This is a genomic window from Xanthomonas sp. NCPPB 3200, from assembly GCF_056393585.1.
In genome coordinates this window covers 4,231,819-4,256,062 of sequence record NZ_CM150785.1, presented here as the reverse complement: position 1 = coordinate 4,256,062, position 24,244 = coordinate 4,231,819, and the positions used below count along the sequence as shown (strand labels likewise).

The 24,244-nt window shown below is 64.2% G+C and carries 32 protein-coding genes, 1 tRNA gene and 1 pseudogene; 7 read left to right on the top strand and 27 right to left on the bottom strand.

Annotated elements, in window-relative coordinates; genetic code table 11:
• Positions 1-166 precede the first annotated feature (166 nt).
• The gene (locus AC06DU_RS18405) at positions 167-688 is read left to right on the top strand and encodes a GNAT family N-acetyltransferase (protein ID WP_016902496.1); all 522 of its coding nucleotides are present in this window, start codon (positions 167-169) and stop codon (positions 686-688) included.
• 72 nt (positions 689-760) lie between these two features.
• Here the strand turns inward: AC06DU_RS18405 and AC06DU_RS18400 are convergent, their stop codons facing one another.
• Complete coding sequence (locus AC06DU_RS18400) at positions 761-1,777, bottom strand: lauroyl acyltransferase (RefSeq protein WP_478202986.1); 1,017 nt, start codon at positions 1,775-1,777, stop codon at positions 761-763.
• On the opposite strand from AC06DU_RS18400, the gene dtd reads away from it, so the two are divergent.
• From dtd to AC06DU_RS18380, 4 genes and pseudogenes are all read left to right on the top strand, one after another.
• On the top strand, positions 1,776-2,216 hold the full coding sequence (gene dtd / locus AC06DU_RS18395; protein WP_046344664.1) for a D-aminoacyl-tRNA deacylase: 441 nt from the start codon (positions 1,776-1,778) through the stop codon (positions 2,214-2,216). The genes AC06DU_RS18400 and dtd overlap by 2 nt on opposite strands.
• Positions 2,217-2,323: 107 nt before the next feature.
• Positions 2,324-4,198, top strand: coding sequence for an RNA polymerase sigma factor RpoD (gene rpoD, locus AC06DU_RS18390; protein ID WP_016902493.1), 1,875 nt, complete (start codon positions 2,324-2,326; stop codon positions 4,196-4,198).
• A gap of 186 nt (positions 4,199-4,384) precedes the next feature.
• Positions 4,385-4,698, top strand: a pseudogene (locus tag AC06DU_RS18385) (hypothetical protein).
• Between the two features lie 290 nt (positions 4,699-4,988).
• Positions 4,989-5,064: transfer RNA gene (locus AC06DU_RS18380), tRNA-Ile, on the top strand.
• 67 nt (positions 5,065-5,131) lie between these two features.
• Here AC06DU_RS18380 and AC06DU_RS18375 read toward each other — a convergent pair.
• The 15 genes from AC06DU_RS18375 to AC06DU_RS18305 form a co-directional block, all read right to left on the bottom strand.
• Positions 5,132-6,319: a site-specific integrase gene (locus tag AC06DU_RS18375; RefSeq protein WP_478202985.1), complete on the bottom strand. Its 1,188-nt coding sequence runs from the start codon at positions 6,317-6,319 to the stop codon at positions 5,132-5,134.
• The gene (locus tag AC06DU_RS18370; protein ID WP_478202984.1) at positions 6,319-6,543 is read right to left on the bottom strand and encodes a hypothetical protein; all 225 of its coding nucleotides are present in this window, start codon (positions 6,541-6,543) and stop codon (positions 6,319-6,321) included. Before AC06DU_RS18370 ends, AC06DU_RS18375 begins: the two co-directional genes overlap by 1 nt.
• The gene (locus AC06DU_RS18365; protein ID WP_478202983.1) at positions 6,540-6,749 is read right to left on the bottom strand and encodes a DUF7696 family protein; all 210 of its coding nucleotides are present in this window, start codon (positions 6,747-6,749) and stop codon (positions 6,540-6,542) included. The genes AC06DU_RS18370 and AC06DU_RS18365 overlap by 4 nt, the downstream gene beginning before the upstream one ends.
• 265 nt (positions 6,750-7,014) lie before the next feature.
• Positions 7,015-7,239: a hypothetical protein gene (locus AC06DU_RS18360; protein WP_478202982.1), complete on the bottom strand. Its 225-nt coding sequence runs from the start codon at positions 7,237-7,239 to the stop codon at positions 7,015-7,017.
• The gene (locus tag AC06DU_RS18355; RefSeq protein WP_323523795.1) at positions 7,236-7,508 is read right to left on the bottom strand and encodes a hypothetical protein; all 273 of its coding nucleotides are present in this window, start codon (positions 7,506-7,508) and stop codon (positions 7,236-7,238) included. The genes AC06DU_RS18360 and AC06DU_RS18355 overlap by 4 nt, the downstream gene beginning before the upstream one ends.
• Complete coding sequence (locus AC06DU_RS18350) at positions 7,501-7,683, bottom strand: hypothetical protein (protein WP_055821049.1); 183 nt, start codon at positions 7,681-7,683, stop codon at positions 7,501-7,503. Before AC06DU_RS18350 ends, AC06DU_RS18355 begins: the two co-directional genes overlap by 8 nt.
• On the bottom strand, positions 7,676-8,101 hold the full coding sequence (locus AC06DU_RS18345; protein WP_478202981.1) for a hypothetical protein: 426 nt from the start codon (positions 8,099-8,101) through the stop codon (positions 7,676-7,678). Before AC06DU_RS18345 ends, AC06DU_RS18350 begins: the two co-directional genes overlap by 8 nt.
• A gap of 78 nt (positions 8,102-8,179) precedes the next feature.
• A complete protein-coding gene (locus AC06DU_RS18340; RefSeq protein ID WP_478202980.1) occupies positions 8,180-8,452 on the bottom strand; it encodes a hypothetical protein in 273 nt (90 codons plus the stop codon).
• Positions 8,452-8,739 (bottom strand): hypothetical protein, encoded by a 288-nt coding sequence (locus AC06DU_RS18335; protein ID WP_478202979.1) that lies wholly within the window; start codon positions 8,737-8,739, stop codon positions 8,452-8,454. The genes AC06DU_RS18340 and AC06DU_RS18335 overlap by 1 nt, the downstream gene beginning before the upstream one ends.
• Complete coding sequence (locus AC06DU_RS18330; protein ID WP_478202978.1) at positions 8,736-8,954, bottom strand: hypothetical protein; 219 nt, start codon at positions 8,952-8,954, stop codon at positions 8,736-8,738. Before AC06DU_RS18330 ends, AC06DU_RS18335 begins: the two co-directional genes overlap by 4 nt.
• Positions 8,955-9,274: 320 nt before the next feature.
• The gene (locus AC06DU_RS18325) at positions 9,275-11,971 is read right to left on the bottom strand and encodes a toprim domain-containing protein (protein WP_478202977.1); all 2,697 of its coding nucleotides are present in this window, start codon (positions 11,969-11,971) and stop codon (positions 9,275-9,277) included.
• Positions 11,972-11,980: 9 nt separating this feature from the next.
• Positions 11,981-12,193 carry a hypothetical protein gene (locus AC06DU_RS18320; protein WP_076036772.1) on the bottom strand — a complete coding sequence of 71 codons (213 nt, stop codon included), beginning with the start codon at positions 12,191-12,193 and terminating at the stop codon, positions 11,981-11,983.
• Positions 12,190-12,462, bottom strand: a complete 273-nt coding sequence (locus AC06DU_RS18315; protein ID WP_478202976.1) for a hypothetical protein — start codon at positions 12,460-12,462, stop codon at positions 12,190-12,192. The genes AC06DU_RS18320 and AC06DU_RS18315 overlap by 4 nt, the downstream gene beginning before the upstream one ends.
• Before the next feature lie 10 nt (positions 12,463-12,472).
• Positions 12,473-12,793 (bottom strand): ogr/Delta-like zinc finger family protein, encoded by a 321-nt coding sequence (locus tag AC06DU_RS18310; RefSeq protein WP_040941069.1) that lies wholly within the window; start codon positions 12,791-12,793, stop codon positions 12,473-12,475.
• Between the two features lie 2 nt (positions 12,794-12,795).
• Positions 12,796-13,056, bottom strand: a complete 261-nt coding sequence (locus tag AC06DU_RS18305; protein WP_323488114.1) for a helix-turn-helix domain-containing protein — start codon at positions 13,054-13,056, stop codon at positions 12,796-12,798.
• Positions 13,057-13,129: 73 nt separating this feature from the next.
• Between AC06DU_RS18305 and AC06DU_RS18300 the strand changes: the two genes are divergently transcribed.
• Both AC06DU_RS18300 and AC06DU_RS18295 read left to right on the top strand, forming a co-directional pair.
• A complete protein-coding gene (locus AC06DU_RS18300; protein WP_478202975.1) occupies positions 13,130-13,561 on the top strand; it encodes a helix-turn-helix domain-containing protein in 432 nt (143 codons plus the stop codon).
• Positions 13,562-13,656: 95 nt separating this feature from the next.
• Entirely contained in the window at positions 13,657-14,127 is a 471-nt protein-coding gene (locus AC06DU_RS18295) for a hypothetical protein (protein WP_478202974.1), read from the top strand.
• 582 nt (positions 14,128-14,709) lie between these two features.
• Here the strand turns inward: AC06DU_RS18295 and AC06DU_RS18290 are convergent.
• From AC06DU_RS18290 to AC06DU_RS18240, 11 genes are read right to left on the bottom strand one after another with little or no spacing between them, the layout of a single operon-like run.
• The gene (locus AC06DU_RS18290) at positions 14,710-15,696 is read right to left on the bottom strand and encodes a phage late control D family protein (RefSeq protein ID WP_478202973.1); all 987 of its coding nucleotides are present in this window, start codon (positions 15,694-15,696) and stop codon (positions 14,710-14,712) included.
• Positions 15,693-16,094 carry a phage tail protein gene (locus AC06DU_RS18285; RefSeq protein ID WP_478202972.1) on the bottom strand — a complete coding sequence of 134 codons (402 nt, stop codon included), beginning with the start codon at positions 16,092-16,094 and terminating at the stop codon, positions 15,693-15,695. Before AC06DU_RS18285 ends, AC06DU_RS18290 begins: the two co-directional genes overlap by 4 nt.
• A 12-nt stretch (positions 16,095-16,106) precedes the next feature.
• The gene (locus AC06DU_RS18280; protein ID WP_478202971.1) at positions 16,107-18,977 is read right to left on the bottom strand and encodes a phage tail tape measure protein; all 2,871 of its coding nucleotides are present in this window, start codon (positions 18,975-18,977) and stop codon (positions 16,107-16,109) included.
• Positions 18,978-19,006: 29 nt separating this feature from the next.
• The gene (locus AC06DU_RS18275; protein WP_005922203.1) at positions 19,007-19,120 is read right to left on the bottom strand and encodes a GpE family phage tail protein; all 114 of its coding nucleotides are present in this window, start codon (positions 19,118-19,120) and stop codon (positions 19,007-19,009) included.
• Positions 19,121-19,128: 8 nt separating this feature from the next.
• Complete coding sequence (locus tag AC06DU_RS18270; RefSeq protein ID WP_228427346.1) at positions 19,129-19,431, bottom strand: phage tail assembly protein; 303 nt, start codon at positions 19,429-19,431, stop codon at positions 19,129-19,131.
• Between the two features lie 46 nt (positions 19,432-19,477).
• Entirely contained in the window at positions 19,478-19,987 is a 510-nt protein-coding gene (locus AC06DU_RS18265) for a phage major tail tube protein (RefSeq protein ID WP_055821085.1), read from the bottom strand.
• A gap of 29 nt (positions 19,988-20,016) precedes the next feature.
• Positions 20,017-21,183, bottom strand: a complete 1,167-nt coding sequence (locus tag AC06DU_RS18260) for a phage tail sheath protein (RefSeq protein WP_228427347.1) — start codon at positions 21,181-21,183, stop codon at positions 20,017-20,019.
• Positions 21,184-21,194: 11 nt separating this feature from the next.
• A complete protein-coding gene (locus tag AC06DU_RS18255) occupies positions 21,195-21,554 on the bottom strand; it encodes a GPW/gp25 family protein (RefSeq protein WP_228427348.1) in 360 nt (119 codons plus the stop codon).
• Positions 21,551-22,114: a phage baseplate assembly protein V gene (locus tag AC06DU_RS18250; protein ID WP_055821091.1), complete on the bottom strand. Its 564-nt coding sequence runs from the start codon at positions 22,112-22,114 to the stop codon at positions 21,551-21,553. The genes AC06DU_RS18255 and AC06DU_RS18250 overlap by 4 nt, the downstream gene beginning before the upstream one ends.
• Positions 22,115-22,174: 60 nt before the next feature.
• The gene (locus AC06DU_RS18245; protein WP_478202970.1) at positions 22,175-22,753 is read right to left on the bottom strand and encodes a phage tail protein; all 579 of its coding nucleotides are present in this window, start codon (positions 22,751-22,753) and stop codon (positions 22,175-22,177) included.
• Between the two features lie 9 nt (positions 22,754-22,762).
• The gene (locus AC06DU_RS18240; RefSeq protein WP_478202969.1) at positions 22,763-24,190 is read right to left on the bottom strand and encodes a phage tail protein; all 1,428 of its coding nucleotides are present in this window, start codon (positions 24,188-24,190) and stop codon (positions 22,763-22,765) included.
• Between the last annotated feature and the right edge of the window lie 54 nt (positions 24,191-24,244).

The window sequence follows — 24,244 nt, the reverse complement described above, 5'->3', positions numbered from 1 at the left end:
TGTCGCGTGGTTCGCAAGCGCCAGTCGCCACGGCCGGGTGGAACGCTGCATCCAGCGCCCGCCGTTTGAGTTGCGCGGCAGGCGTGGATTGGTTGCGTGCCGGCTGCGTTGTTCATCGCCCGGCAATGCCTTTTAATCCCAAGACCCTCTGCCCGCACCGGACCCCATGTCTCTCATCGATTGCAGCGAAGACCGCCACGCCAGCGCCATCCTGGAGATCTTCAACGACGCCATCGCCAACTCGACCGCGTTGTACGACTACAAGCCGCGGCCACCGGAGAGCATGGTCGGCTGGTTTGCGACCAAGCGCGCGGGCGGCTTTCCGGTGATCGGGGTGGAAGCGGCCGACGGCAGCCTGATGGGGTTCGCCAGCTACGGCACCTTCCGCGCCTGGCCGGCGTTCAAGTACAGCGTGGAGCATTCGATCTACGTGCACCGCGACCATCGCGGCAAGGGGCTTGGACGCCTGCTGCTGCAGGGCGTGATCGCGGCGGCAGAGCAGCGCGGCGTGCATGTGCTGGTCGGCGGCATTGATGCCAGCAATCAGGCCAGTATCGCCCTGCACGAACAGTTCGGCTTCACCCATGCCGGCACCGTGCGCGAGGCCGGTTTCAAGTTCGGGCGTTGGCTGGACCTGGCGTTCTATCAGCGCATCCTCGCCACGCCGGCCGATCCGCACGACGATTGAGCCGCTGCCGCTGCCGCTGCCGCCGCCGCCGCCGCGCTGTGTGCGAGCGGCTCCGTCTTCAGCCAGCCGGCGTCAGTGCGGATGCCGCTCGGTCGCATACGGGTTGGGCTCGCCGCTGCCCGGCGGGCGCAGCGTGTAGCGCTTGTAGGTCCACTGGTATTGCGCCGGGTCGCGCCGGGCGATCTGTTCGATGCCCGCGTTGAGCGCGCTGGCGGCGCGCACCGGGTCGGCGTCGGCCACTGCCGGGTCGGCCGGCTGCACATGCAACGCGAATTGCAGGTCGCCACCGGCACGTTCGCACCAGCCATACAGCACGATCGCGCCGGTGCGCTCGGCCAGTCGGTTGACCAGGGTCATGGTCAGGGCGGGGATGCCGAAGAACGGCGCAAACACGCCATCGCCCATTTTCGGCTGCTGGTCGGGCAGGATGCCGACCGCGCCACCGTCCTTGAGCACCTTGAACAACTGCCGCACCGCCGGGCCTTCGGCACGCACCTGGCGCACGTTGTCGCCGCCGCGTGCCAGTTGCAGGAAGCCGTCCACCGCGTCCGATTCGGGCGGGCGATACACGATGGCGATCGGCCCGCGTTCGGACAGCCACTGGTTGAGCAGCTCCCAGTTGCCGAAGTGCGGCGCGGCCACGATGACACCACGCCCGGAAGCCAGCGCGGCGTCGTAGAGCGCCTGGCCATTGCGTTGCAGCCGCGCCAGGTTCTCGGCTGGCGGGCGGGTCCAGGTGCGCAGCACTTCCAGCGTCTGCCGCGCGGTCGACCGCAGCACCTGCGCATGCAGCTGCGCGCGCTGGCCGGCATCCAGTTCCGGGTACGCCAGTTCCAGGTTGCGGCGTGCCACGCGCGCCTCGCGCGCATTGAGCTTGCGCCAGCTCCAGGCCAGCGCGTCGGCCACACGTTTGAGCAACGGCCACGGCAGGCGGCCCACGGTGGCGGCGGTGGCGTAGAGCAGGCGAGCGCGAACATCGGGTTTCATCCGCGCAATTCTAAACAGCGCGGCCGGCGATGACCCGCGCGTGACAGTGCCAACCTTGCTGGGCATGCTGCGCGGCACAGTTTGCTGCCGGAGAGTGCCCATGCTTGCGCTGATCCAACGTGTCACCCGCGCCGCCGTCACGGTCGATGCGCAGACCGTCGGGCAGATCGGTCCCGGGCTGCTGGCCCTGGTCGGGGTCGAACCCGGCGACAGCGACGCGCAGATCCGGCGCCTGGCCGAGCGCCTGCTTGGCTACCGCGTGTTCGCCGACGACGCCGGCAAGATGAACCGCTCACTCACCGACACCGGCGGCGGCCTGCTGCTGGTCAGCCAGTTCACCCTGGCCGCAGACACCAGTTCCGGCAATCGCCCCGGCTTCAGCACGGCCGCGCCGCCGTTGGAGGCTGAACGGGCGTTCAATCAATTGGTGGCGATCTGCCGGCAAAAACATCGCGGCGGGGTGGAAACCGGGCGCTTTGGTGCCCATATGGTTGTCGACCTGGTCAACGATGGCCCGGTGACCTTCCTTCTCAGACCCTAGAAACCCACGTCCACCAGCGGTCCTGTCTTGAATCCGGCAGACCGGGCTTCACGCTGGTATAATGCTAGGTTCTCTTTCCAATCTCAAAGCCGGTGGCGCGAGCACTCATGGCCAACGAACGTCCTGCCCAGCAATCCGACATCAAGCTACTGATCAGCAAGGGCCTGGAACAGGGCTATCTGACCTACGCCGAAGTCAATGACCACCTGCCCGACGACCTGGTCGACCCGGAGCAGATCGAAGACATCATCAGCATGATCAACGGCATGGGCATCGATGTCCATGAAGTTGCCCCCGATGCTGAAACCCTGTTGCTCAACGATGGCAACACCGGCAACCGCGAGGTTGACGACACCGCAGCCGAAGAAGCTGCCGCCGCGCTGACCGCGCTCGACACCGAAGGTGGCCGCACCACCGACCCGGTGCGCATGTACATGCGCGAAATGGGTACGGTCGAGCTGCTGACCCGCGAAGGCGAAATCGCCATCGCCAAGCGTATCGAAGAAGGCCTGAGCCAGGTCCAGGCAGCGCTGGGCGTGTTCCCGCTGTCGACCGAAATGCTGCTGGCTGATTACGAAGCGCACAAGGAAGGCAAGAAGCGTCTGGCCGAGATCGTGGTCGGCTTCAACGACCTGATCGAAGAAGCCGACGCCGCCGCTGCTGCGCTGGCCGCCGCCGGCCCGGTCGCCGTCGACGAAGACGCGGTCGATGAAGACGACGACGAAGACGGCGATGACGACGCTGCCGAGGAAGAGGCCGGCCCGACCGGTCCGGACCCGGTGGAAGTGGCCACGCGCATGGAGAACCTGGCCAACGAATACGCCAAGTTCAAGAAGATCTATGCCAAGAACGGCGCCGAGCACAAGCTCGTGGTCAAGGCGCGCGAGGACATGGCCGCCATCTTCACCACGCTCAAGCTGCCGCTGCCGCTGACCGATGCGCTGGTCACCCAGCTGCGTGGCGTGGTCAACGGCATCAAGGATCACGAGCGCAAGGTGCTGCACCTGGCCACCACCGTGGCACGCATGCCGCGCAAGGATTTCATCCGCTCCTGGGAAGGCAACCAGACCAACCTGGAATGGGTGGAAGACGCGCTCAAGCGCAAGCAGAAGTGGTCGTCGGCGCTGCGCGACGTCAAGGACCAGATCGTCTCCGAGCAGCAGGGCTCGATCGAGATGGAGAAGGCCAACTACCTGACCCTGGGCGAGATCAAGGAGATCAGCCGCGCGATGGCCTATGGCGAAGCCAAGGCACGCAAGGCCAAGAAGGAAATGGTCGAGGCCAACCTGCGCCTGGTCATCTCCATCGCCAAGAAGTACACCAACCGCGGCCTGCAGTTCCTCGACCTGATCCAGGAAGGCAACATCGGCCTGATGAAGGCCGTGGACAAGTTCGAATACCGCCGCGGTTACAAGTTCTCGACGTATGCGACGTGGTGGATCCGTCAGGCCATCACCCGTTCGATCGCCGATCAGGCGCGCACCATCCGTATTCCGGTGCACATGATCGAAACGATCAACAAGTTGAACCGCATTTCCCGCCAGATGCTCCAGCAGTTCGGCCGCGAGGCCACGCCGGAGGAGCTGGCCAAGGAAATGGACATGCCCGAGGACAAGATCCGCAAGGTGATGAAGATCGCCAAGGAGCCGATCTCGATGGAAACCCCGATCGGCGACGACGAGGATTCGCATCTGGGCGACTTCATCGAGGACACCAACGTGGAGTCCCCGATCGACAACACCACCAACATCAATCTCTCCGAGACGGTGCGGGACGTGTTGGCAGGGCTGACCCCGCGCGAGGCCAAGGTGCTGCGGATGCGCTTCGGTATCGACATGAATACCGATCACACGCTGGAAGAAGTGGGCAAGCAGTTCGACGTCACCCGCGAGCGGATCCGTCAGATAGAGGCCAAGGCGTTGCGCAAACTGCGTCACCCGAGCCGTTCGGAACAGCTGCGCTCGTTCCTGGACATCGACTGATCCGGTAGCCGTATCGGTGCAGTGATCACACAACAGCCCCGCACATGCGGGGCTGTTGCGTTGTGGGGCATGCTGCGCGCTATGCTTGCCCGGGTGGACGTCGCCGAAGCACGGACGCGCCGGGGATGGCGCAGGCGACATTCACGCCCCGGCGACGAAGCCAGACAGCGGCGCAACATGAAGCCGATGTTTCTGCCTGACTCACGTGACGTTCTAGCCGTGGCTTCTAAGTTGATGGACGAATGGAACGAGGCCGTCGTATGAGCAGGCAAAGCCGCTTTGAAACCACCACATACCGCGAGCACGAGATTCGCGTACGCACCGAGCAGGCGTCCCCGGGCGCCAGGTGGACGTTGTGGGTCGACGTGTATGCACTGGGCGGCAAACGCCAGCCACGCATCGGTGGCCGGGAACAGGGATGGGAGACCTACCAGGAAGCCATCGCGCAGGGATTCCGTGCAGGCCGGCAATTGGTCGATGCGCAGCTTGAGGTGGCTTAGAGGCCGGGATTGGGGAGTGGGGATTCGGGATTGCTGAGGAGCTGATTGCTGAGGTGCTTGTAGCACCGGATCACCTACCGCGAATGGTGCGCAAGGCGCGGTCATCGCATATAAATTTAGAAGTCCGGCTCGCGCCGGGCTTTTTTTGTGGGCATGCACGGGCACGGGTGGGTGCGGGCGCTTCTCCTCATCAATGCCTGATGTCAGCAGACAGCGACGCGCGCGGACAGGTAAACTTTCGCCTCAGCTGGACGGTCCGACATGCCCCGCATCTCGCCACCCACCCTGCCGGGCCTATAGCTCAACGGTTAGAGCAGAGGACTCATAATCCTTTGGTTGAAGGTTCGAATCCTTCTGGGCCCACCATAAAATCAAGGGCTTAGCTCGTGCTAAGTACCTTGATTTGAGGCTACCGGGAAAATTGCCGGGAAAATTAGCTGCGCTTGGGCGGTTTTACTACCGGCAGCGCATGGTCATAGCGACCTGTTGTTGCTGGTGTCACGTGCCCCGCAGCGTCTTGTTTGTCACCCCGGTTGCCCACTGTGTCCGTAATGCCGCGATGCTTGAGGCCATGCAGAGAAAAGCGCTCTTGCTTTGTGATGATCCCTTCAGTCATTGCGAGGGTGATAAATCGCTGCCAGGCACTGTCCAACGAAGACTTAGCCATTGGGTTACCAGACTGCTCAACGAGTAGCCGCCGATCCTCAGCCTTGATAGGGACTGGAAAGCTGCGGCCGTTCTTGGTCCAGATGGCGGTGCGTCGCGCTACAAGGAAATCCCACGCTGCGATCATCTCTGGATCCCACTCGGTAAGCGTGTCGCGTGATCCCTTGCGCCGCTGAGCATGTATGCCTTTCGGCTGCTTATGTGTGTCGTTGAGTGTGCATACTTCGATACCGCGTAAGCGCGCGCTATACGCCAGCACCATGACTGGCGCGAGATAGCTCGGGCAACTGCCTTTTGTGTGTGGTGGACGGGAACCGCGTTCACGGGCGAAGGTCAACACCTTGTCGAATGCGGCCGGCGTTGGCATCCGGTGCTTCTTTGCTTCGCGTGCTTGCCTCACGCCGATGGCTGGATTCGATCTACATAGGCCGACACGCATACCCCATGCGAGGGTGCGACGTAAGTAGCGGTGAAGGTGATTTGCTTTACTGGGCGTTGCTGGAAGCGCGGGTTGGTGACGGTTGGCAAGCCGTCCCATTGCGAAGACTTCCACGAGTCGCTGGATCACAGGCGTGGTGATGCGATCGACCTGCACCGAGCCCAGTTTCGATCCGTCCTTGCGGAGATAGTCGGCAATGGAATTGGCATAGCGCCTGTAGTCATCTTGTGTGTCGGTCGCTAGTTCCTTGAACTCCAATGACTCATGGAAGCGATCAAAGAGATAACGCAACGTGCCACGCGTGCCTTTGCCGGCACGTTCCTCAACGATTCCATGCAATTCCGATAGACGAGCTCCAGCGTACGCCACTGTTTGCTTTCGTGTGGCGCCGCCTTCTGGATGCGGCTCGACGACGTACCACCGGCCATCCTCCCAATACAGGCCGCGCGGGAGCGCGGCCTGGTCAATATGGGCTGGTATGAGTGGATTGAATTTCCGCTTGCGGCCTCGTGCCATTACATCAGCTCCTGTTCTGTATCCATCTCAATGTCATTGTCTTGCTGCAATCCAAGGGCGGCATTGAGGGCATCTAGCGTTGTCCAGATTCCACCTCGACCGTCGTACTTGTAACGGATGCCCTGATCGTTGGCCCAACGCACTACGGTCGCTGCTCGCGGTGAGGGGCCAACCGGCGCGCATAGGCGCCGTAGATCCTCAAATGTCAGTACACCTCCGCTCATGCATGTTGCTCCTTGGTCCACTCTCGCCTGCGCCGCCATTGCTCTCGCATTTCCTCGACGAGCAAGTCAGCAGCGGCGTAGCCGCGCTGGGCAGCGATGCGGAGCCGTAGCTCTCGCACCTTGGCCGCGTCCATGTAGCCCTGCCGTAGCCAGTGGCGCGCCTCGCAAGCCCTGCGAAATGCTTCCATATTTGCGCCATCGATCATCGCAGCCGTGTACCAGTGAAGCGCAGACCAAGCTGCACGACGCTTGGCGCGCAGGGATGTGGCTGACGCGGTGCGCGGATCCGATGAGCTCGGCGCCACTCGGTCATGGCCAGCTCGTAACTGGGATGCTTCTGCGTGCGCCCACACACGCACTCGATGAAATGCCCGCCGCCCGCCTCGGGGCGGCGGGCGTCGAGCATGTGGCGAGCCAGGTGGCCGTTCGTGCACGGCGGCAGAGGACTGTCGTGGTCGACCTGACGCTGCGTCATGGCACATCCAGGCGCAGCACGCGCTCGGCGTCCCGAAGAAGTTGCGCGGTGTCGGAGTCGATCCGATCCAACGCCTGAGCGATGGTGTAGCCCATTTCGGCCAGCCAGTCGTGCCGATTCAGCACCAGGGCGGCGGTGAGTGCCTCACCCGTGGACAGCGGGCCGGGCTCTCCCAACCGCGCGGCGGCGCGGGCAATCTCGATCGTGCGCTGCAGATTCATAGGGTCGCCCTCCAGGCGGCGCCCAGGCGGGCGCGCACAACATCGATGTGCACAACGGTCAGGCCCCAGCGCACTGACCACGTGCGGGCTTGCTGCTCGTTGCAGGTCAAGATCAATTGCCCTTCTGGCTCCACCCGATCGGCGCGCAGCCCGAAGAGCACTTCGTCGAGGTCGACGACAGCCTGCAGGTCAAACAGCTGGCGCATGGCTTCCGCGTTGAGTGTCTTGCCGCTTCCCTGGGGGCCGATCACGACGACGGACTTAGCCATGAGCGACCTCCCGGCGAACGGCCATCCGAGCGCGGCGGCGCAGCCGCTGCGGTACCTGGCCCACCGCCAGGCCGGTCTGAGTAAGGCGCGGGCGACGGGTGGTCCACAGCCTGTACACCAGGGCGCCACCAGCCGCCGGTGCCAGGACCATCGCCAAAGCGAGCAATTCAACCATTGCCCACCTCCCGTGCGGCCTGGGCCACAGCGGCAATTGCGGCGGCTGTCGGCCTGCGCGGCAGCATGTTGGCCAGGTCAAAGGGGAAGTCCAGGCCGTCCATGAATTCGGCGAGCTCTGTGCTGATGCAGCTTTCCGCCTTGGTCCACAAGCGAGGGCCGTCTATGAGCTTCCAGCCGCTGCCAGGGCCACGGCGGCGCTCCCAAGACTGGCGAGCTTCCCGAAGCGGTCCCATGCTCAGAGCGGCAGTGACCACGACCGAGCCATGCGTGACGTGCATGGTGATGGTCGCTGAGCAGTCGCCCGTGCCTCTGTCGTAGGCGATGACAGCCGGCGTGGTAGCCTCCGCGCCGGGTCCGGTGCCCAAAGCCAACGGACGTGCTGCCGCGGCTGGACGTGTTCCAGTTTGCTGTTGCATATCGACTCTCCAAGTTGCGTTGGTGGAGGGCCTTGGGGCGGTGTTCGAGCACCGCCCGCCGGCCCCGCTGTTACGGGGTTAGATCAGGTCGGCGCCAGATGGCGGAATGCTGGGATCAGGCTCGCGCAGGCGCTGCGCGTTGCTGAGGACATCGAGCAGTTCGTGCCGGATGTACTCGGCCACCGCGGCTGGCCCGTCGTGATTGATGCCCGCCTCGGTCGCAATATCGTTGGTCAGCGCGGCGAGCAATGTGGTCGCGTGGTAGGCGAGCCAAAGGCGGGACTGATCTTCTTCGCTGATCGAAAAATCAGCATCCTCTGGCAGCTGCGTGTTCGGGTGGGCGGTGTCCATCAAGCCACCTCCGATGCAGGCATGCGCTCGATCACCCATTTCTGCAGCGCGACGGCCTCGGCCTCCGGCATGACCACGTGCAACGAGCCAATGACCAAGCCGGTGCCGTCATCGACAACAAACAATTCGCTCGGTTCCTCGATCGCGCTGCAGGCGAACATCACCGGCGGGCGGTCATGCAGGCAGTCCGCGTACAGTTCGGCCAGCACATCCGTCGCACGGATCTGCAGGAGCAGGTAGACACCTGGAGCGATGCGCGTCGCCTTGTGCAGGTCGCGCCGGCTCACTGGTGCACCTCGGCCAGGTCGGCATTGATGCTGGAAATGGCGGCCTCGACATCGGCCAGGGTCAGTGCCTCGGGTGCTTTGCCCGTGGCTTGCAGCTTCGCCTGCAGGGCGAGCCAGGCGGTGTGGTTCCAGTCGAGGGTGTCGGCGATCAAGCCGAAGAAATGGGCGATCTGACGCGCGGCATTAGCCGGCGCTTCTTGGGCGTCGTAAGACATGCGGGCTCCTAAGTCATTGGAGTCCGGCACATCGCTGCTAAACGAGGTGGCGGACGGTGCGCGGTTAGCAGACCGGTAGGAGTCACCGGCAGGCCCGAAAGCCTCCGCACACCGCCCGCCATAGAACTGGCTGGCACGTGCCCACGTCGACACAGCGGGCATAAAAAAAGCGCCGTGCATCGATCGATGGGCGCTGGTGCGCCTCCTAGTCGGGCTGCTAAACCCGGTCGCCGATTGTGCGGCGACCGGGTAATGGTTGCTCCGCTCCCAGGTTGATGTCAACGAAAATTTCCCAAAATTTCCAACGTGTGCGAGCGCGCTCATTTCTGGAACACCCAGCACTTCACGGTGGTGCCGACACCCGTCAGATCGTCCTTGAGGACGGCACTGTTGACGGCCACGTTCGCTCCGATGAATTTGTGCCGGCGCGAATCACCGAGCAACGCACGCAGCACCTTGAGGTCGGGCACGGCTTGGCTGAACTGCGCAGCCCGCGCAGCGAAGTGGTTGAGGTTGATCGCAATCCGCTGTGCATCGCGGCTGTGATTGACGACGGCTTTACCGTGGCCTGTTGCTTCCAGGTATTCGTAGACCTCCCAGAACTCGTTGACCATCGCGTGGTCAGCGCTGATCGCCTTCTGCCGTTCCAGCGCCATGTCCAACAACGCGAGCCGCGTCTGCTCGACCATCTCGTCAGGGATAGCGATGACCAGGCGCAGGCAGTCGAACAGCGCCAGCATCTGCGCGTGGTTCTTGATAACGCGCTCGAGGCGAAGATCCTGCTGAGCGCGAAGCTTGGCCTCGAATACCTTCACGCGCTCGGCGAACAGATCGAGGATTGCGCGCTCCTGCCGAACGGCACGCACGAGGAAGTGGCTGACTTCTTCGACCTGCAGCGCGTTGAGGTTGTCGGCCGCGATGCGGCTTTCGGTGGTGACCTGCGGCCGCTTGAAATGCAGCTTCACGATGCGCGTCAGGATTGCTTCGCTGGCGTCCACGGCAGCGTTCTGGGTGATCACGATGGTGCCGCGAAATGGCGGCTCGTAGGTCTCGTTGCCGCCGTTGCGCACGCCGCGTGTCGCCAGGGTGCCGCCGCCGAAGAAGTCCTTCAGCTCATCCCACTCGAACGTCTTGGAGTGCGCTTTGTCTGGCTCGCTGCGGTCGGCCTCCAGCAGGACGACAGGCATACCTGACACCTGGCCCATGGCGCGGGCACGGCCGGCCTTAGACGACTTGGCCGGGTCGAAGCCCTCGTAGTCTGAGCGGCCCAACAGCTTCCACAGGAAGGTCAGCAGCGTAGTCTTGCCGGCGCCGGCCTCACCGGTGGCTTCAAGGAAGGGAAAGCTCTTGTGCCCAGTGCGGATCTGCTCGGCGAACAGTGAGCCAAACCAGAACGTCATCGCGACCATGCCGTGTGTGCCGAAGCACTGCCACAGCCATGGCAGCCAATCCACGCGGAACGCCTCGGCGTCGCGCTGGATCTCTAGGCGGATGGACTTCTGCGTGGTCTTCAGGCGCAGCTTGTCGAACTCGAAGTAGTCCTCCTCGTTGGCCGTCACCAACTCACCGTCGCGCACGGCAATATCGCCGAGCAGATAGGCGCGGTGTTCCTTGCTGTAGCCGACGAAATCGATAGCGTCCACCGTCTTGATTGCCTCGGTCTGCTCTTCGATCAGGCGGTCCAGCTGGTGGCCACTGCCGGTGAACATCGCGCCGGCGGCCAGGGAGATGAGGCGCTTCTTGAACTCGGAGGCACTGGCGACATGCCCACCTGTAAAGGTGCCTTTGACGCTGGGCCCGTCGTGCGGAAAGTCGACGCGGAAGTAGTACCAACTTTCGTCGGTGACCTCCTGGCGCTGGAAATACAGGGCTTCCGGGAAGCAGTTGGCAATCTTCTGTACAGAGCAAGCGGCCCGCTTGATCTTCCGCAGATCCTCGGCTTGCAAGTCGTCCGCATCGTCAGCGTCGACGTCCCCCAACTTCTCTTTGCGCAGCTTGTCGAAGCGCTGGGTGTCGAAGTCGAACCAGTACAGGCGGGAGCGGTATTCCAGCCAGAAGTCGTTACGGCCGTCGTGGTCGAACATCAACAGGCCTTTGTCCACTGCCGAGCGGGCCACCAGCAGATCGCCCTGGTAGCGCGCTTCCTTGACGTCGTTGTCCCACTGCTTGGGCTCGTCGGACGCGATGGCGCGCAGATGCAGGTCGTTCCAGTCTGTTTTCTTGCTATCGCGCTGGACGATCTGCGCGGCTCGGGAATTGAAGCCCAGCCCCTGGGCGCGCTTGATGTGCTTGTGCGTGTAAGCACGGGCGCCTGGCTCGTTGTCCAGTGCCCAGACGAGCGTCGGAAGATCGGCCATGCGTGCCTTGGCCAGCTCCCGCAGCGATTCTTCTGGGAATGCGTTGGAAGACATGGCCGATACGGCGCACACGCCGTGCTGCAGGAGCGCGATCGCATCAAAGATGCCCTCAACGATCCACACCTCGCGTGCCGTCTGCATGGCTGCCAGCGAGGCAGGCGCCGCCCACCATACCCCTGTATAGCTCTGACCTGGCGCAAAGCGCGCCTTCTGCTTGCCGAAGCGATGCGGGCGGTCGATTAGTCGCTCCCACCAGCCGCCCTTGACCAGCGCAAAGCGCACGGTCGCAGTGCCGGCGCTGATCTTGCGATCGTAGTGGCTGTCCTGGCTGTAGAGGCCCTTGAGCGGCGCCAAATCAAAGCCGCGCGAGAACTGCAGGTAAGCGTCGGCCGCAGCATTGGGCGCCGCAGCCGTTGGCTGGAAGCGCTTGGACCAGTCGTCGAACAGGTCGTCGTACAGATCCTTGACGTGCAGTTCGCGGCCGCACTTGGACTGACGGCCGCATTTCACGACCCACGGCTTGAGATGGTGGGTGTAGAGCTCTTTCTTGCTGCACGAGGGGCATTTGCCGCCGCGCATGTACTCAGTACCACTACGGTGCTTGAGTCCGTAATCCCGTTCCAGCCGGGACAGCACCTGTTGTCGCAGATCCTCTTGCATCGAGCTTCCTTAAACGCCGAGCACGCGCCGAGGCGCAGGCGGAGATGTGGCGTTGTCGATCACGTGATACGCGCCGCCTGCACGACGGTGCGCATCAACTGCGGCGGCGAGCAGGCGCGCTTCCTCGTGCTTGGCATGCGGAGCAACGCGCTGTGGGACGTTGCTCGCCGCATCGACGAAGCGCGGCTCCTGTGCGGTGAACCAACTATTGGCATGCCTCACGAGCCTACCCCACTCTTCGCGCGGTGGAGATGAGACAGAACGGTGGCAGTGTCGGTCAGCACGACCAGGCGATCATCAGCAGAGGTCGCAAGCCCTTCCCGCATCAGCGTGGCAACGACGACCGCGCCAAAGCGCTGATCCGTGTCTGGCGAGGCTGTGCGGCCGATGTAGCCGTACTCGGTTTTCACCAGCCCGCCGTGGATGAGGGCGACCTGCAGGCAAAGCTTCGCCGTGGGCGGCAATGCCGCCCAATCAAGGGTCTTTCGCATTAGAAATGCCTCAGATGTGAGGGAAGAGCGGCTCGCCGCTGAGAGGAATCAGATCCAGCTGGCGGTCGCCTAACGACTCGCGGTAAGCCTGCAGCGCTTGTGCGCGCTCATACGCGGGTGTCGGTGGAAGCTCGCTGTGAGATGTGGGCACACCGCTGGGGCTGGCAATGCCGGTCAACTCCGAATGGCCTGTATAGGTCGCGCCACACATCGGGTTCTCACACACATAGGAGTCGTGTCGAAGGAACTTGTGCGCGAGGAAGCTTGTGCGTTTGATCAGCCTTGCACTGCACGCCTCGCAGCGAAAAACGATTTTTTTCCGACCGAACATGCTCACCCCTTAGAGCGCTTGGAAGTTTGGACTTTTGCGGCATAATTCGGCGGTGCTTTGAGGCCAAGAGCAATCGCAGCCGTGTGCGCATCGCCGTACTTGCCTTGTGAGCGGCCTCGGAGCAGATCGTCGACAACAGTGCGATTCACCCCAAGTTGCCGGGCGAATCCTGAAACCGTGATGCCGTTGGACACCAACCATTGCCGCGCCTCTGCTGTGGTTCGGGGGTGGAACTGCTGCTGAGGTTGCTCTTTGCGGGGCATCGTTGGCGGTCGTCTGCGGTTTTGGAAATTGTTGGTGTTAACACCAACTTTGTCAATATGAGGAAAAACCTTAGTGACTGTAGGGAAACGCCTGAAGGAAGAGCGAAAGCGTCTGCGCTTGACGCAGCAAGAGATGGCCGACGCGTGCGGCATCTCGAAGTGGGCGCAGCTGTACTTCGAGAAAGACCAGAACATGCCCGGAGGAGCTTATTTATTGGCTGCGCACGCGCGTGGTGTAGACATCACGTACGTGCTCTTGGAACAGCGGATGGAGTTAGACCCGTGCGAGGCTGCGCTGGTGGCTGCGTTCCGCGCGGCGCCGCAGGACATGCGCGCTGCGATGCTGGACAACCTTGGACTTGCAAGGAGTGTTAGCGAAAGGGATGCGCCTACGGTGACGTTCAACGACAACAGCCGGGTGGGTACTATGGTGACCAGCACGGGCGCGATCAATCAAAACAACATGCAGATCAACATGGGCGATCGGAAAAAAAAGAAGTCCTAATTGAACTGCAGATCGGACAGCTGGTCCTCGCAAAAGAGTGCGTTATCGGCGGTTGCCCGGTGAGTTTTAGGGGTTAGGTTGAGAAGGTGGCAGTAATGGGAACAAATTCGCAAAACGAGTCGATGCATGTCGGGGTGAACGACTCGGAGGTCGGGCAGCTCAACGTCGCTGAGCGCATCGTGCAGCACTACCACGTTGAGGCGGTTGCACCAGCAGCCCCAAGCCTGTCTGCTTTGCAGCTTGCTTACAGCACGTCGGAAGAAACGCTGCGCCAGGCGCGTCTCTGGTCCGCAGTGTGCGCGTTGCCCTGGATGGGGCTGACGGCGTTTCTATGGGCTGTGCTGCCCCATCAGCTGCCACCCAACTCTGGGCCGTTTGATCTTCTCGTCTACGTAATGGTCTTTGCCTTCATTCCGTTTGCCACTCGTGTCTGTATGCCTGATCAGTTAAAGGCTAAGCGAGACCAGTGGCGGCACGTGATCAAAGCGGAAGTGGGGAGCATGGCGGACTTACATCATCAGATCGTGCGCGAAAAAGCGCGCCTCCGAGTCCTCTTGAGTAGATAGCGTGCCAACCACTCGGCATGGCTTGCTGCTCCGCTGGGGCAGAAGAGCCAGCCTGTCTGGGACTATTGCGGGCATCTAAAAAAAAGCCGCCGGAAAGTTCCGGCGGCTTCCAGGTGTCGGCGCGTAGCTCCGTGCGATCCTTTCGCCGCCGTCCTGGCAGCGCGAGATGACCTGACATCCATTGCCGACGCTACACAGGCTGGGTCTGTTCGGCTATCAGGTAATTCCTATATTTTCGGTAGGAAATGCGCCGATGAAGCGTGCTCTGCAGTGTCTTAAAATGTCCAACTGCTAGAACGGCTTTGCATGGATGCACATATGATTCGACAGCTTGGTGATTACGTTCTGACCGCGCATGCTGCCACCCTCGGCGCTATGTTTTTTTCGGAAGTGCTGGTATCAAGGTGCGGCGGTCTGACGTTGCATAGACACCAGTTCCCAACAGCTGGTTTTGCTACGTATGCCCAGGCTGTTGCGCATGCACAGGAACAGTTGGTGAGGTGCAGAGTATCGAGCGATGGTTCGTTGTTGACGTGTCACACAGGAGCGGATGATGCTCTCGTGATAAGGGTGCGCGACGGCTTAAGACGCACTCTCTAACTCAAGTGCAGTGGTGAAGCCGCTCGAACCGTTGACCGTGTGGGTAGTCTTTGCAATCAGCCAACGTTGCTTATCAATCTCCAGCTTGAATCCGTTCACCGTGAGGATTTGCTCTGGGAACAGATCCGCTCTCCCGATCGCCAGCGTGTAGTCGAACTTCGCCAAGCCGCGTTTCACCCGCTCCAGCTCCGCGTGCGCATGTTGGCGTGCGGTAGCCTCATCGGCATACGACTCGCGCAGGCGCTTGGCATTGTCGTCCGTGCCCACCAGCACCGATTGCCGCCGCGCCTTGGCCTTGTCCACCCAGTACGCACGCACGCCGGTGTAGGCGTCGCGGTCCGCTACCGAGTAGCGATGCTGGTCACCGTCGCGGCGCGTCAGCGTGACGGTCGGTAGTGGCTTGCCGGTTGAAGTTGTGCCCGCGCCGATCGGCGCAAACAGCAGCGCGCCTGCTTTGACCGTGGCCACTGCATCAAAGCGCTGCCCCAGGCGGGTAAGCAGATTCATGTCGCTCTCGTTTGCCTGGTCGAGGTGCGGCAGCTTCGTGCGTGCGAGCGCCTCTGCCACACGCGGCGTCAATCCATGCTCGCCGGCCAGCGCGTTGAGCACGGCGCCGAGCGTGGTGTTGTGCCAGCTGCGTTCGCGGCGCGTGCGCATGTCGGCGGTGAGATCCGCGCTGCGCGCCCGCACGGTGATGATGTCCGGCGCACCGCGGTACTCGACCTCGTCCACGATGAAGGTGCCTTTGTCGACCAGGCCAGTATCTTTCCAGCCCAACGCCACGGCCAGGCGCACGCCGCGCTTGGGCAGCGCCATCTTGCCGTCGTGGTCGTGGATGCGTAGATCCAGCTGGTCGGCTTCGCCGCCGCGGCACTCGGTGAGCGTGAGGTCGAGCAGGCGCGGGGCAATGCGCTCGGTGAGGTCGATGCCATCGAGCACCACGCGCCACTGCGGAATCGGGTAGCTCATGCGGCGGTCGCCTCCGGGGTGCTGTCGTCTGCGCGGCGCAGGCTCAGCTGGAACTCAATGCGGCGCGGTGTTCCGTCCTCGAAGAACAGCGAGGCTGTCTCGTTGATAGACAGCAGCAGATACGGCCCGTAGACCACGCCTGCGCCATCCACCAGCGGCAGCGGCTCACCATCGGCTGCGAGCTCGCGCAGCGTGTCCAGCGACGCGCGCGTGCCGGTGAGCTCGGGTGCGATCAAGCCAGACAGGTCGATGGTGTCGTCGCCCGGGCCCAGGAACTGGCTGGCTGGCCGCGCGCCGACGCGCTCGCTGGTGGCATGGCGCCAGCTCATCTGCCGCTGCAGCTGCAGGAAGGCGGCGCTGTCGAGGGAAAACACGAAGGTGCCGAAGGACATCATCATCGGGGTGGATCCTCAGTCGTCGCGCAGGCTGGAGCGGCGGGCCGCCGCTGTGCGCCGGTCGCGCTCTTCAAGTTGGCGGGCGACTTCGCGCGCCAGTGTGGTGGCGTCCATGCCGGGCCCGGCGTGGACGTGGATGACGTAGCTATTCCCGCCTGCAGGCGCGCCTGGTGCGCGCGCAGGTGCGGTCAATGGCGCGCGGCTGTCGATCGCTGCCACCGGCGCTGTGGCGGTCGCCAGGGCCAGCCCAGTGCCCACCGCACGCATCCGGTTGCCAAGCGCCGTCACGGCCTGCACAGGCGCGCCTTGGCCGCGCTGCAGGCCCACGGTGAGGCCTTGCATGGTGAAGTCGCCCAGCTGGGCGAAAACGCGCGAGGGGCTGTGGATGCCCAGCAAGCCTTTGAAGCGATCGACCACGCCGCTGCCGACGCTGGCGATCGCATCGCCGGCGGCGCCGAGCTTGGAGCGGATGCCCTGGACAAGGCCGCTGATCATGTCTGCGCCGGCCTGCAGCATGCGGGCCGGCCAGTTGGCTAGCTGCAGGTTGATGCCGGCCCACAGCTGCAGCAGCCCTTGGCGGATGCGATCGCCGTTCCCGGTGAACACGCCCACGATCAGCGACCACGTGCCCTGGACGGTCTGCCACACGCCGCCGAGGATCTGCTTGATCACCGGCAGCACGAACACGAACGCCTGCACGAGCCAGCCGATCGCCTTGACCGCCAGTTGCAGCTGGGTGACCAGTACCGCGCCCAGGATCTGCCCGAAGCCGCGGCCGGCCTGCGTTGCACCGTGCAACTGCGCGGTGGTGGCCTCGAACGGTGTCAGCAGCTGCTTCACCCACGCCCAGGCCTGGCCCATCGCGGCGGCCACCGTGTCCCACACCGGGCCCAGCGGCGCGAGCGCGGTCTGCAGCTCGGCCAGCACCGGCGCGGCCACATCGACGATGCCTTGCCACACGCCGATGGCGAAGGCCTTGATCGGCCCCCAGTACTTCCACACCAGCAGCGCCACCGCCGCAACGGCTGCACCGATCGCCAGCACCGGCAGGCTGACGCCGCCGAGCAGCGGCAGCAGCAGGCGCGCACCGTTGGCGAGCATGGGCAGCACGCGGCCGCCAAAAGACAGGACCTGGCGAATGAGCGCGCCGAATCCGCCGCCGCCCGACAGCAGTGCGACGGCGCCGTGGATCTGCGAGAACGCCATCGCGGCCACGCCGCCGGCGACCAGCAGCCCGCCCAGGACGGTGAGCAACGCCGCGCCACCGATTGCGACCTTGGCGATCGCACCGACCAGGGCTGGGTTGGCGCGGATCCACGTTGTGACCTGGCCGACCACGGCGGCGGTGCGCTCGGTCAATTCCTTGAACTGCGGCAGCAGGGTCTGGCCGATCGATTGGGACACCACCACGGCGGTGTTCTTCAGCAGCTGCAGCGAGTTGGCCGAGGTGGCCACCCGCGATGCGTACTCGGCCGACATCGAACCGCCGTAGCGCTGCGCGTCGGCGACCTTGGCGAGGTTGCCCTGCAGCAGCTCCAGATTGGTCAGCAGCGGTGCGATCGCACCGATCGACTCGCGCCCGAACAGCTGCGTCATGGTCGCAGCCTGCTCGGCTTTGGGCAGTGCGCGCAGCTTCTGCAGCACGGACATGATTGCCCCGCCGGCGTCCTTCTGCATCACCTGGGCCATGGTGGTGGCCTTGATGCCAAGCTTGTCGAAGGCCTCGCGCTGACTCTTGGTGGCCGACTCGCCCGAGGCCAGGGTGAGCAACATGTTCTTGATGCCGGTGGCCGAGACTTCCGACTCGATGCCCATGCCGGCAATCGTGGCGCCCAAGGCCGCCAGCGGGCCGCTCTGCAGGCCGGCGACTTCGCCCAGGGCACCGATGCGGTTCACCACCGCGCTGATCTTGTTGACGCTTGCCGGGCCGGTGTTGCCGAGGTAGTTGATCTTGTCGGCCAGCACGACCACCTCGGCCTGGCCCATGCGAAACGCTGTGCGCCAGGTCGCCATCGTCTGGCCGGCTTCCTCTGCGCTGCTGTCGAAGGCCACGCCCATCTTGGCGGCGTCCTCAGCGAAGCGGACCAGCTCCTGGCGCGGGATGGACGCTTGACCGGCGGCCGCGACGATTTTGGCGATGTCGGCCGGCAGCATCGGCAGGCGCATGGACAGGTTCTCCACATCGCGGCCCATCTGGGCGAACTGCTGCGGCGTGCTGAAGTCCACGACCTTGCGCACGTCTGCCATCGCCGACTCGAATTCCATCGCATCGCTGATCGGCAGTGCGGAGGCGCGCAAGGCCCGCTGGCCGGCGAACGCCATACCGGCGCCATAGGCGCTCGCCTGCAGGCCGGCGCTCTGGATGCGGGCGCTGCGTCGTTGTGCAGCATCGATCGCCACCAGGCGCTGCTGCTGGGCGCGCATGGCGGTGTTGGTGCTCTCAATCTCGCTGCGCAAGCGGCGCTCGTGGGTGACCAGGTCGCGCGTGCTGATCCCGGCCGTCTCCAGCCGGCCGCGCAGCCGCTGCAGGCCGGCTTCCTGTGCACCATGAGCGGCCTTGAGCTCACGAGCGGTGCGTACGGCGCGCTCGAACTCGGCATTCATTGCCGCAGTGGGCGTGCCGGCGGCCTTCATCTGTTGGGCAAGCGTGCGCACCGACTGCCGCTGCGCATCGAGCGCGGCCTTGGCGCGCTGCGCCATAGCCACCTGCTCGCGGTAGGCGCCAATGTCGCGGTGTTGGCTGTTGAGCTGGCGCAGCGCATCACGCTGGTTGCGTAGCGCCGTGGCAACGCCACGGCTGCCATTGAGCACGCGGCGGAACGGACCGGTAGCGCGATCGACTGCGGCCAGGATGACCTGCAGGCGCAGATTGTCAGAGGCCGCCATTTAGGCGGCCTCGGGATTCGGGTGGGGCATCATTCGGCTCCGCTTCGCAGGCGGGCACGCTCGCGCCACGCCGTGAGTTCGTGCAGCGACCAGCCGTCCATTTCAGACGGCGGCCAATGGAAGATGGCCGCGATGTCGGCCATCGCATCCTCTACGCAGTCGGGAAGTCCGCTTCCCTCTGTGCCTTGGGCAAGAAAAAAACCTGCACCTCCTGGCCCACGGCCAGCAGATCGGCCGGATCCATCGCGTTGACGTCGGCGGTGGTCAACGTGGGCGAGGAAATACGCGGCAGCAGCGTTGCCAGTGCGGTGACATCCAGCTGCAGCACGTCGGTGAGCTTGAGGCCGCGCAGCTCGCCGGCGCCAGGCTTGCGCACGTTGATCTGGGTGATGGTCTGCTCGCCGCGCACGATGGGCTGGTCGAGGAGAACGGCTGGGGAAAATGTCGGGGTCATCGGAATGGTCTCAGGACATAGGCCCGGCGGCGCCAGGCCGGAAGGGTCAGGCGCCGATGGCGCGGCGTTGGGCGGCGAGCAGATCCACGCCGTTGACGATCTCGGTCATGTTCACGAAATCGATCTCGATCACGGTGGTGCCGTTGATGGTCAGCTTGTAGTAGCTGGCCGAGGTCTTGACCGAAAACTCGGTGTCATCGCCGGACTTGCCGGTGCCCGGATCGATCTCGCTGTGGCGGCCGCGCACGACCACCTCCACTGCATCGACTTCTGCGGTGTCGTCGCGCTGGTAGGCGCCGGCAAAGCGCAGCTGCACGGCGTTGTGGGTGGTGGCGCCGTACTGATTCAGCACACCGCGCATCAGACCGCCGCACTTCCATTCGAGCTCGATCTTTTCCTGGCCGAAGTCGATATCGACCGGGCCATTCATGCCGCCGCCGCGGTACTCCTCCATCTTGCGAGTGAGCGTTGGCAGCTTCACCTCGACCACCTGGCCGAGATAGCTCTCGCCGTCGTTGAACAGGTTGAGCGCTTTGAGTTTCTTGGGCAAAGCCATGGGTTTCTCCGGGAATCAGATCAGGTGCGTTACGCGTTGACGCGGTCGGCGAAGTCGGCCAGGTAGCTGGTGGTGATCTTCTGGTAGAGCTGCAGGTTCTCCAGCGGCGGTACCGGCGTGTAGTCGTAATCGATCCGCAGCGCGCCATCGGCCAGCGTGGTGGCGCTGTTGACCGTGCCGTCGTACCAGGCGTTGGCATCGATCAGATAGCCGGAGGACTTGAGATCGCGGAACTTGGCGTTGATCGTTTCGAGCAGGTCTTTGACCAGCGAGGGATGCATCGGCTTGTCGACGTAGAACGCCACGCCCTCGGCGATCGTGTCGGCCAGGATCTGCGCCGTGCGCGTGGCCGTCTCGAACGCGAACATGCTGTCCTCGGCGCACGTGCGCGAACCCCAGAAGCGCTGGCCGTTGAAGGTGATCAGCGTGGTGATGTCGCCTTCGTTGAGCACGCCGGCATCGGTGGCCGGATCCTGCAGATCCCAGTGCACATCCTTGGAGATGCCGGTGACGCCGGCCACGGGCACATTGGACAGACTCTTGTGCCAGCCCTGTTCGGTGTCGATCTTGGCGCGCAGGCCGAGCGCACGCGCGGTGGCATACGCGGCGGTCGTGGTGCTAGTGGTGGTATCGAAGGCTAGGAAGTCCGGCCAGATCAGCATCAGCTCGCGGTCGCTGAACTGGCCGCGGTAGGTGACTGCCTCGGCGACGGTGTCGGCGACCGGTCGCACATAGGCCATGGCGCGCAGCTTTTTGGCGATGGTCGCCAGTGCCTTGGCGACCGGCAGCGTATCCAGGCCAGGCGCGCCCAGGATGCGCGGGCGCACCCCCAGCTGCGCCTGCGCGGCGAGCAAGGCATACAGGCCGGTATAGCCGCTGGACTTGGCCTCGCCGATGACGTTGCTGGTGGTCTTGGCCGCGTCTTCGTCCTCGGCCACGCGTACGACAATGGTCACCGGGTTGGTCTGGTCGGCGATGCCCTGCAGCGTTGCGCGCAGCGTGCCCTTGGTGCCGGCGCTGGCGATCGCGCCGAGCACGTCGGTAAGCAGCACAGCCTTGTTGAGCGGAAAGAGGGTCTCGTCCGCATCGGCGGCGGTGGCGACCAGGCCGACAACGGCGGTGGAGACGGTGCGGATGGTGCGCGTGCCCGCGCTGACTTCGATGACGCGAACGCCGTGGTGGTAGGCAGTGGACATAGGTTCCTCGATCAGGACGAGCGGAAGCGGAGCGGGATGGTCAGGCGCGAGCGCGCATTGGCAGGCGCAACGTCGGTGCGCTGGCCTTCGACGGTCAGTACGAAGCTGCCGGGGGCATCACCGACGACCAAGCCGACGCGTGTCAGCCGCAGGCGTGGCTCCCAGCGCATCAGCGCGGTGGCGGTCGCGCCGTAGAGCAGCGTGCGGGTGGCGCCGTTGAACGGCTGGTCGATCAGCTCGGGGAGCAGCGAGCCGAAGTCGCGGCGATGCACGCGCGTGCCGATCGGCGTGGTGAGGATGCAGGCGATCGACTGGGCCAGGTGCTGCTCGCCCTCGATCACCCGCCCGGTGGTGGCGTCGATGCCGATCATTGCGGGCCCCCGCTGAGCGCGGTACCGGCGGTCACGCCGGTGGTCTTGTGGTTCTTGAGGCTGATCCCACCGCCCACCACGTCGGTGTCGACGGTCGCGGTGCCAGTGATGCCGACCTCGCCATTGATTTGGGTGGCGCCATTGACCGTCAGCGGACCGTTGAGCGTGATGCCGCCATCGGCGGTGATGGTCGCGGTGCCGCCGCTGGGCAGCGTGGCCTGCAGCGCATGCGCATCAGTGTCGTAATGGATCTGCGCGCCGTCTGCAAAGCGCAGCACGTGCAACGTGTCCGAGGCAGCTGGAGCTGCGAATTGGTCGGAGTACAGGCCGCGTAGCACCAGGCCATCGGCCAGGTCGCCTGCAGGCGATAGCACCACCACTTGTTCGCCGACCGCCGGCGCCGACCAGATGATGGTGGTGCCGGCCAGCGTGACCACCCACGGCAGGTAGTCGGTCAGCATCTCGCCGACCTGCACGCGGCAACGTGCGTTCGTCAGGTTCACCTCAGCGACGGTGCCCAGACGAATAGCGTTACTTAGTGCGGAGGATGCGTTGCCCATGCAGCCATGGTCGGTGGCTGCATGTTGTGGCGCACTGTGCTTGCCGCGTAACGCGCGGTACTACAGTGCAGCGGGATCCGGAGCTTTGGGTTGCACGGACCATGCCTGCGCGTCCTCATCCCACACCAGTGTGCCATCGACCACCACAGGCGGCGCCACGGTGGTCAGCTGACCTGGTAACGCGATGCCTGCGGCTAGGCGTGGTGCGACCGCACCGGTGGCCTTTTCCCAGACCAGGGCCGCGCTGTAGTCGGGCTCCGCGCGCCAAGTGGCACGTTCATGGTCCCACACATTGCGGCGATAGTCGGTGGGCAGGAACGCGATGGGTTGAGAGGTGGTGCACCCTGCCGCCAGCGTGTCGCCCAGTGCAAGCGTGTTAGCGATAGGCGTTGCGGTGTCGGTGCTGTAGAGCATCACGCTGCGGTAGTCTGGCACCACTTCCCACGTCCCCAACTGCGCCGCTATGCGGTGGCGTTGATACAGTCCTGCGGGCTGCGCCGGCGCGACGGCGACGGTGTTGGGTGGCAGCGGGTAGCGTCCCTCCAATTCGGAGAGGTGGACGGTCACCGGACCGGTGTATTCCCCGGTGGTAGCGTCGTAGGCGTATGCAGTGCTGGTGCGTGGCAGCGGGTTGGTCATGGTCATTCCTCAGTAGGCGATGCAGTAGGTCATGCGCAGGCCAGCAGGCAAGTTGTCTGCGCCACCGGCAGCATTGACGGTGATGGCGTGGGTGTGGGCGCCAGCGCCGCGGTGGTCCACCACGTGTACGTGATTACCGCCCTCGGCGATGCCGATGCCATGGGTGTGGTTGCCGACACCGTTCATGCCGATGTTATGGGCGTGATTGCCGGCGCCGTCGGTGCCAAAGCTATGGGCGTGGTTGCCTCCTGCACCTGTCCACCCGTCAGAGGGAGATGCATCGTTGTCGCGTTCCCGATACACGCCATAGCCGTTGATAGCGCCGGATGGGATAACACCGGGGTGCTGGTGGTCGCCCGAGGCGCTGGTGCTACCACCGTGACCGTGGTGGCCCTGCGTATCGGTCCACGCACCGTGTACGTGATCGCCGGCTGGATTGGCGCTGGCACCGTGTGCGTGGATGCCAGCCGCGCCGAGTGCCGTGTAGTGCGCATGGTCGCCTACAGCAGCGGCGGTGGCGCTGTGGGTGTGGCTGATCATCTGCCCACTGCTGTGGACGCCAACAAACTGGGAGGAGTTGGTGTGTGTGACCGTGGTGCCCTCACGCATCAACGGCAGGTTGAACGTGGTGCTGCCATCTCCGGCGCCGTAGACGGTGCCGATGGCAGCGAATAGTGCCGAATACTTGGTGCGCGAGACTGCTGTGCCGTCGCAAAGCAGCAGGCCTGCAGGCGGAAAGAGCGACGCCATGATGACGATCTGGCCCGGCAGCAGGAACGAGCTGGGGACGTTCTGCAGATTGCGGAAGTCGCGATACCACGCGCCCTCCTGCCCATCCAAGAGATCAGCATCCAAGCCATTGCCAGGGCCAACATGAAACGTCGCCGCAGAGCGAAGGCCGAGCATGTTGCGTGCCGCTGCCGCAGTCGGTCGGGCCAGTAGCCCTTTGATGAACTCGGTAGGCGCAGCATCGCCCAGGCGCGCATTCAATACGGCAATCAGATTGGCCGGCGACACCGCCCGCTCTTTGTCCAGGCCTTCGATTGCTTGCGCGTCGGTGGACAAGCGCACCACACCCGGCACGTCCAATGTCGCCGCTGGATCGGTGAAGTTGGTGTCTCCGAAGGTGATCTGCGCGGTGTCCACGTCTGCCAGCACCACGTCGATCGCCAGCAGCACAGAGGCGGCACCGGACTTCTCCACCAGCAACGCGGGTTGGCCGTAAGCGGCAAACAGCGTGCCATCGGCCAGGTACAGGCCGAAGCCGTAACAGCTGTAGACGGCGTTGGATTCGTCGCGCACCGAGACGTGCATCGTGTCCTTGGCCGTGACCGTCCCGCCGATGGTGGTCAGGCGCTTGATCTCTAACGGGAGTGCGGTGAGCGCGGCATCGGCAACGAAGGCCGCGCTGGTCAATCCGACAGCGGCGATGGTCACCGCCTGGGTGCCGGTCTGCTTGGCATTGATCAGGGCCTGGCGGCCGGCGGTGGT

Excerpts from the sequence above, each read along its gene's own strand:
- AC06DU_RS18405 (WP_016902496.1), top strand. The coding sequence starts at position 167 with ATGTCTCTCATCGATTGCAGCGAAGACCGCCACGCCAGCGCCATCCTG.
- dtd (WP_046344664.1), top strand. The coding sequence starts at position 1,776 with ATGCTTGCGCTGATCCAACGTGTCACCCGCGCCGCCGTCACGGTCGAT.
- AC06DU_RS18400 (WP_478202986.1), bottom strand. The coding sequence starts at position 1,777 with ATGGGCACTCTCCGGCAGCAAACTGTGCCGCGCAGCATGCCCAGCAAG.
- rpoD (WP_016902493.1), top strand. The coding sequence starts at position 2,324 with ATGGCCAACGAACGTCCTGCCCAGCAATCCGACATCAAGCTACTGATC.
- AC06DU_RS18375 (WP_478202985.1), bottom strand. The coding sequence starts at position 6,319 with ATGGCACGAGGCCGCAAGCGGAAATTCAATCCACTCATACCAGCCCAT.
- AC06DU_RS18370 (WP_478202984.1), bottom strand. The coding sequence starts at position 6,543 with ATGAGCGGAGGTGTACTGACATTTGAGGATCTACGGCGCCTATGCGCG.
- AC06DU_RS18365 (WP_478202983.1), bottom strand. The coding sequence starts at position 6,749 with ATGATCGATGGCGCAAATATGGAAGCATTTCGCAGGGCTTGCGAGGCG.
- AC06DU_RS18360 (WP_478202982.1), bottom strand. The coding sequence starts at position 7,239 with ATGAATCTGCAGCGCACGATCGAGATTGCCCGCGCCGCCGCGCGGTTG.
- AC06DU_RS18355 (WP_323523795.1), bottom strand. The coding sequence starts at position 7,508 with ATGGCTAAGTCCGTCGTCGTGATCGGCCCCCAGGGAAGCGGCAAGACA.
- AC06DU_RS18350 (WP_055821049.1), bottom strand. The coding sequence starts at position 7,683 with ATGGTTGAATTGCTCGCTTTGGCGATGGTCCTGGCACCGGCGGCTGGT.
- AC06DU_RS18345 (WP_478202981.1), bottom strand. The coding sequence starts at position 8,101 with ATGCAACAGCAAACTGGAACACGTCCAGCCGCGGCAGCACGTCCGTTG.
- AC06DU_RS18340 (WP_478202980.1), bottom strand. The coding sequence starts at position 8,452 with ATGGACACCGCCCACCCGAACACGCAGCTGCCAGAGGATGCTGATTTT.
- AC06DU_RS18330 (WP_478202978.1), bottom strand. The coding sequence starts at position 8,954 with ATGTCTTACGACGCCCAAGAAGCGCCGGCTAATGCCGCGCGTCAGATC.
- AC06DU_RS18325 (WP_478202977.1), bottom strand. The coding sequence starts at position 11,971 with ATGCAAGAGGATCTGCGACAACAGGTGCTGTCCCGGCTGGAACGGGAT.
- AC06DU_RS18315 (WP_478202976.1), bottom strand. The coding sequence starts at position 12,462 with ATGCGAAAGACCCTTGATTGGGCGGCATTGCCGCCCACGGCGAAGCTT.
- AC06DU_RS18310 (WP_040941069.1), bottom strand. The coding sequence starts at position 12,793 with ATGTTCGGTCGGAAAAAAATCGTTTTTCGCTGCGAGGCGTGCAGTGCA.
- AC06DU_RS18305 (WP_323488114.1), bottom strand. The coding sequence starts at position 13,056 with ATGCCCCGCAAAGAGCAACCTCAGCAGCAGTTCCACCCCCGAACCACA.
- AC06DU_RS18295 (WP_478202974.1), top strand. The coding sequence starts at position 13,657 with ATGGGAACAAATTCGCAAAACGAGTCGATGCATGTCGGGGTGAACGAC.
- AC06DU_RS18290 (WP_478202973.1), bottom strand. The coding sequence starts at position 15,696 with ATGAGCTACCCGATTCCGCAGTGGCGCGTGGTGCTCGATGGCATCGAC.
- AC06DU_RS18285 (WP_478202972.1), bottom strand. The coding sequence starts at position 16,094 with ATGATGATGTCCTTCGGCACCTTCGTGTTTTCCCTCGACAGCGCCGCC.
- AC06DU_RS18280 (WP_478202971.1), bottom strand. The coding sequence starts at position 18,977 with ATGGCGGCCTCTGACAATCTGCGCCTGCAGGTCATCCTGGCCGCAGTC.
- AC06DU_RS18275 (WP_005922203.1), bottom strand. The coding sequence starts at position 19,120 with ATGGCCGACATCGCGGCCATCTTCCATTGGCCGCCGTCTGAAATGGAC.
- AC06DU_RS18270 (WP_228427346.1), bottom strand. The coding sequence starts at position 19,431 with ATGACCCCGACATTTTCCCCAGCCGTTCTCCTCGACCAGCCCATCGTG.
- AC06DU_RS18265 (WP_055821085.1), bottom strand. The coding sequence starts at position 19,987 with ATGGCTTTGCCCAAGAAACTCAAAGCGCTCAACCTGTTCAACGACGGC.
- AC06DU_RS18260 (WP_228427347.1), bottom strand. The coding sequence starts at position 21,183 with ATGTCCACTGCCTACCACCACGGCGTTCGCGTCATCGAAGTCAGCGCG.
- AC06DU_RS18255 (WP_228427348.1), bottom strand. The coding sequence starts at position 21,554 with ATGATCGGCATCGACGCCACCACCGGGCGGGTGATCGAGGGCGAGCAG.
- AC06DU_RS18250 (WP_055821091.1), bottom strand. The coding sequence starts at position 22,114 with ATGGGCAACGCATCCTCCGCACTAAGTAACGCTATTCGTCTGGGCACC.
- AC06DU_RS18245 (WP_478202970.1), bottom strand. The coding sequence starts at position 22,753 with ATGACCAACCCGCTGCCACGCACCAGCACTGCATACGCCTACGACGCT.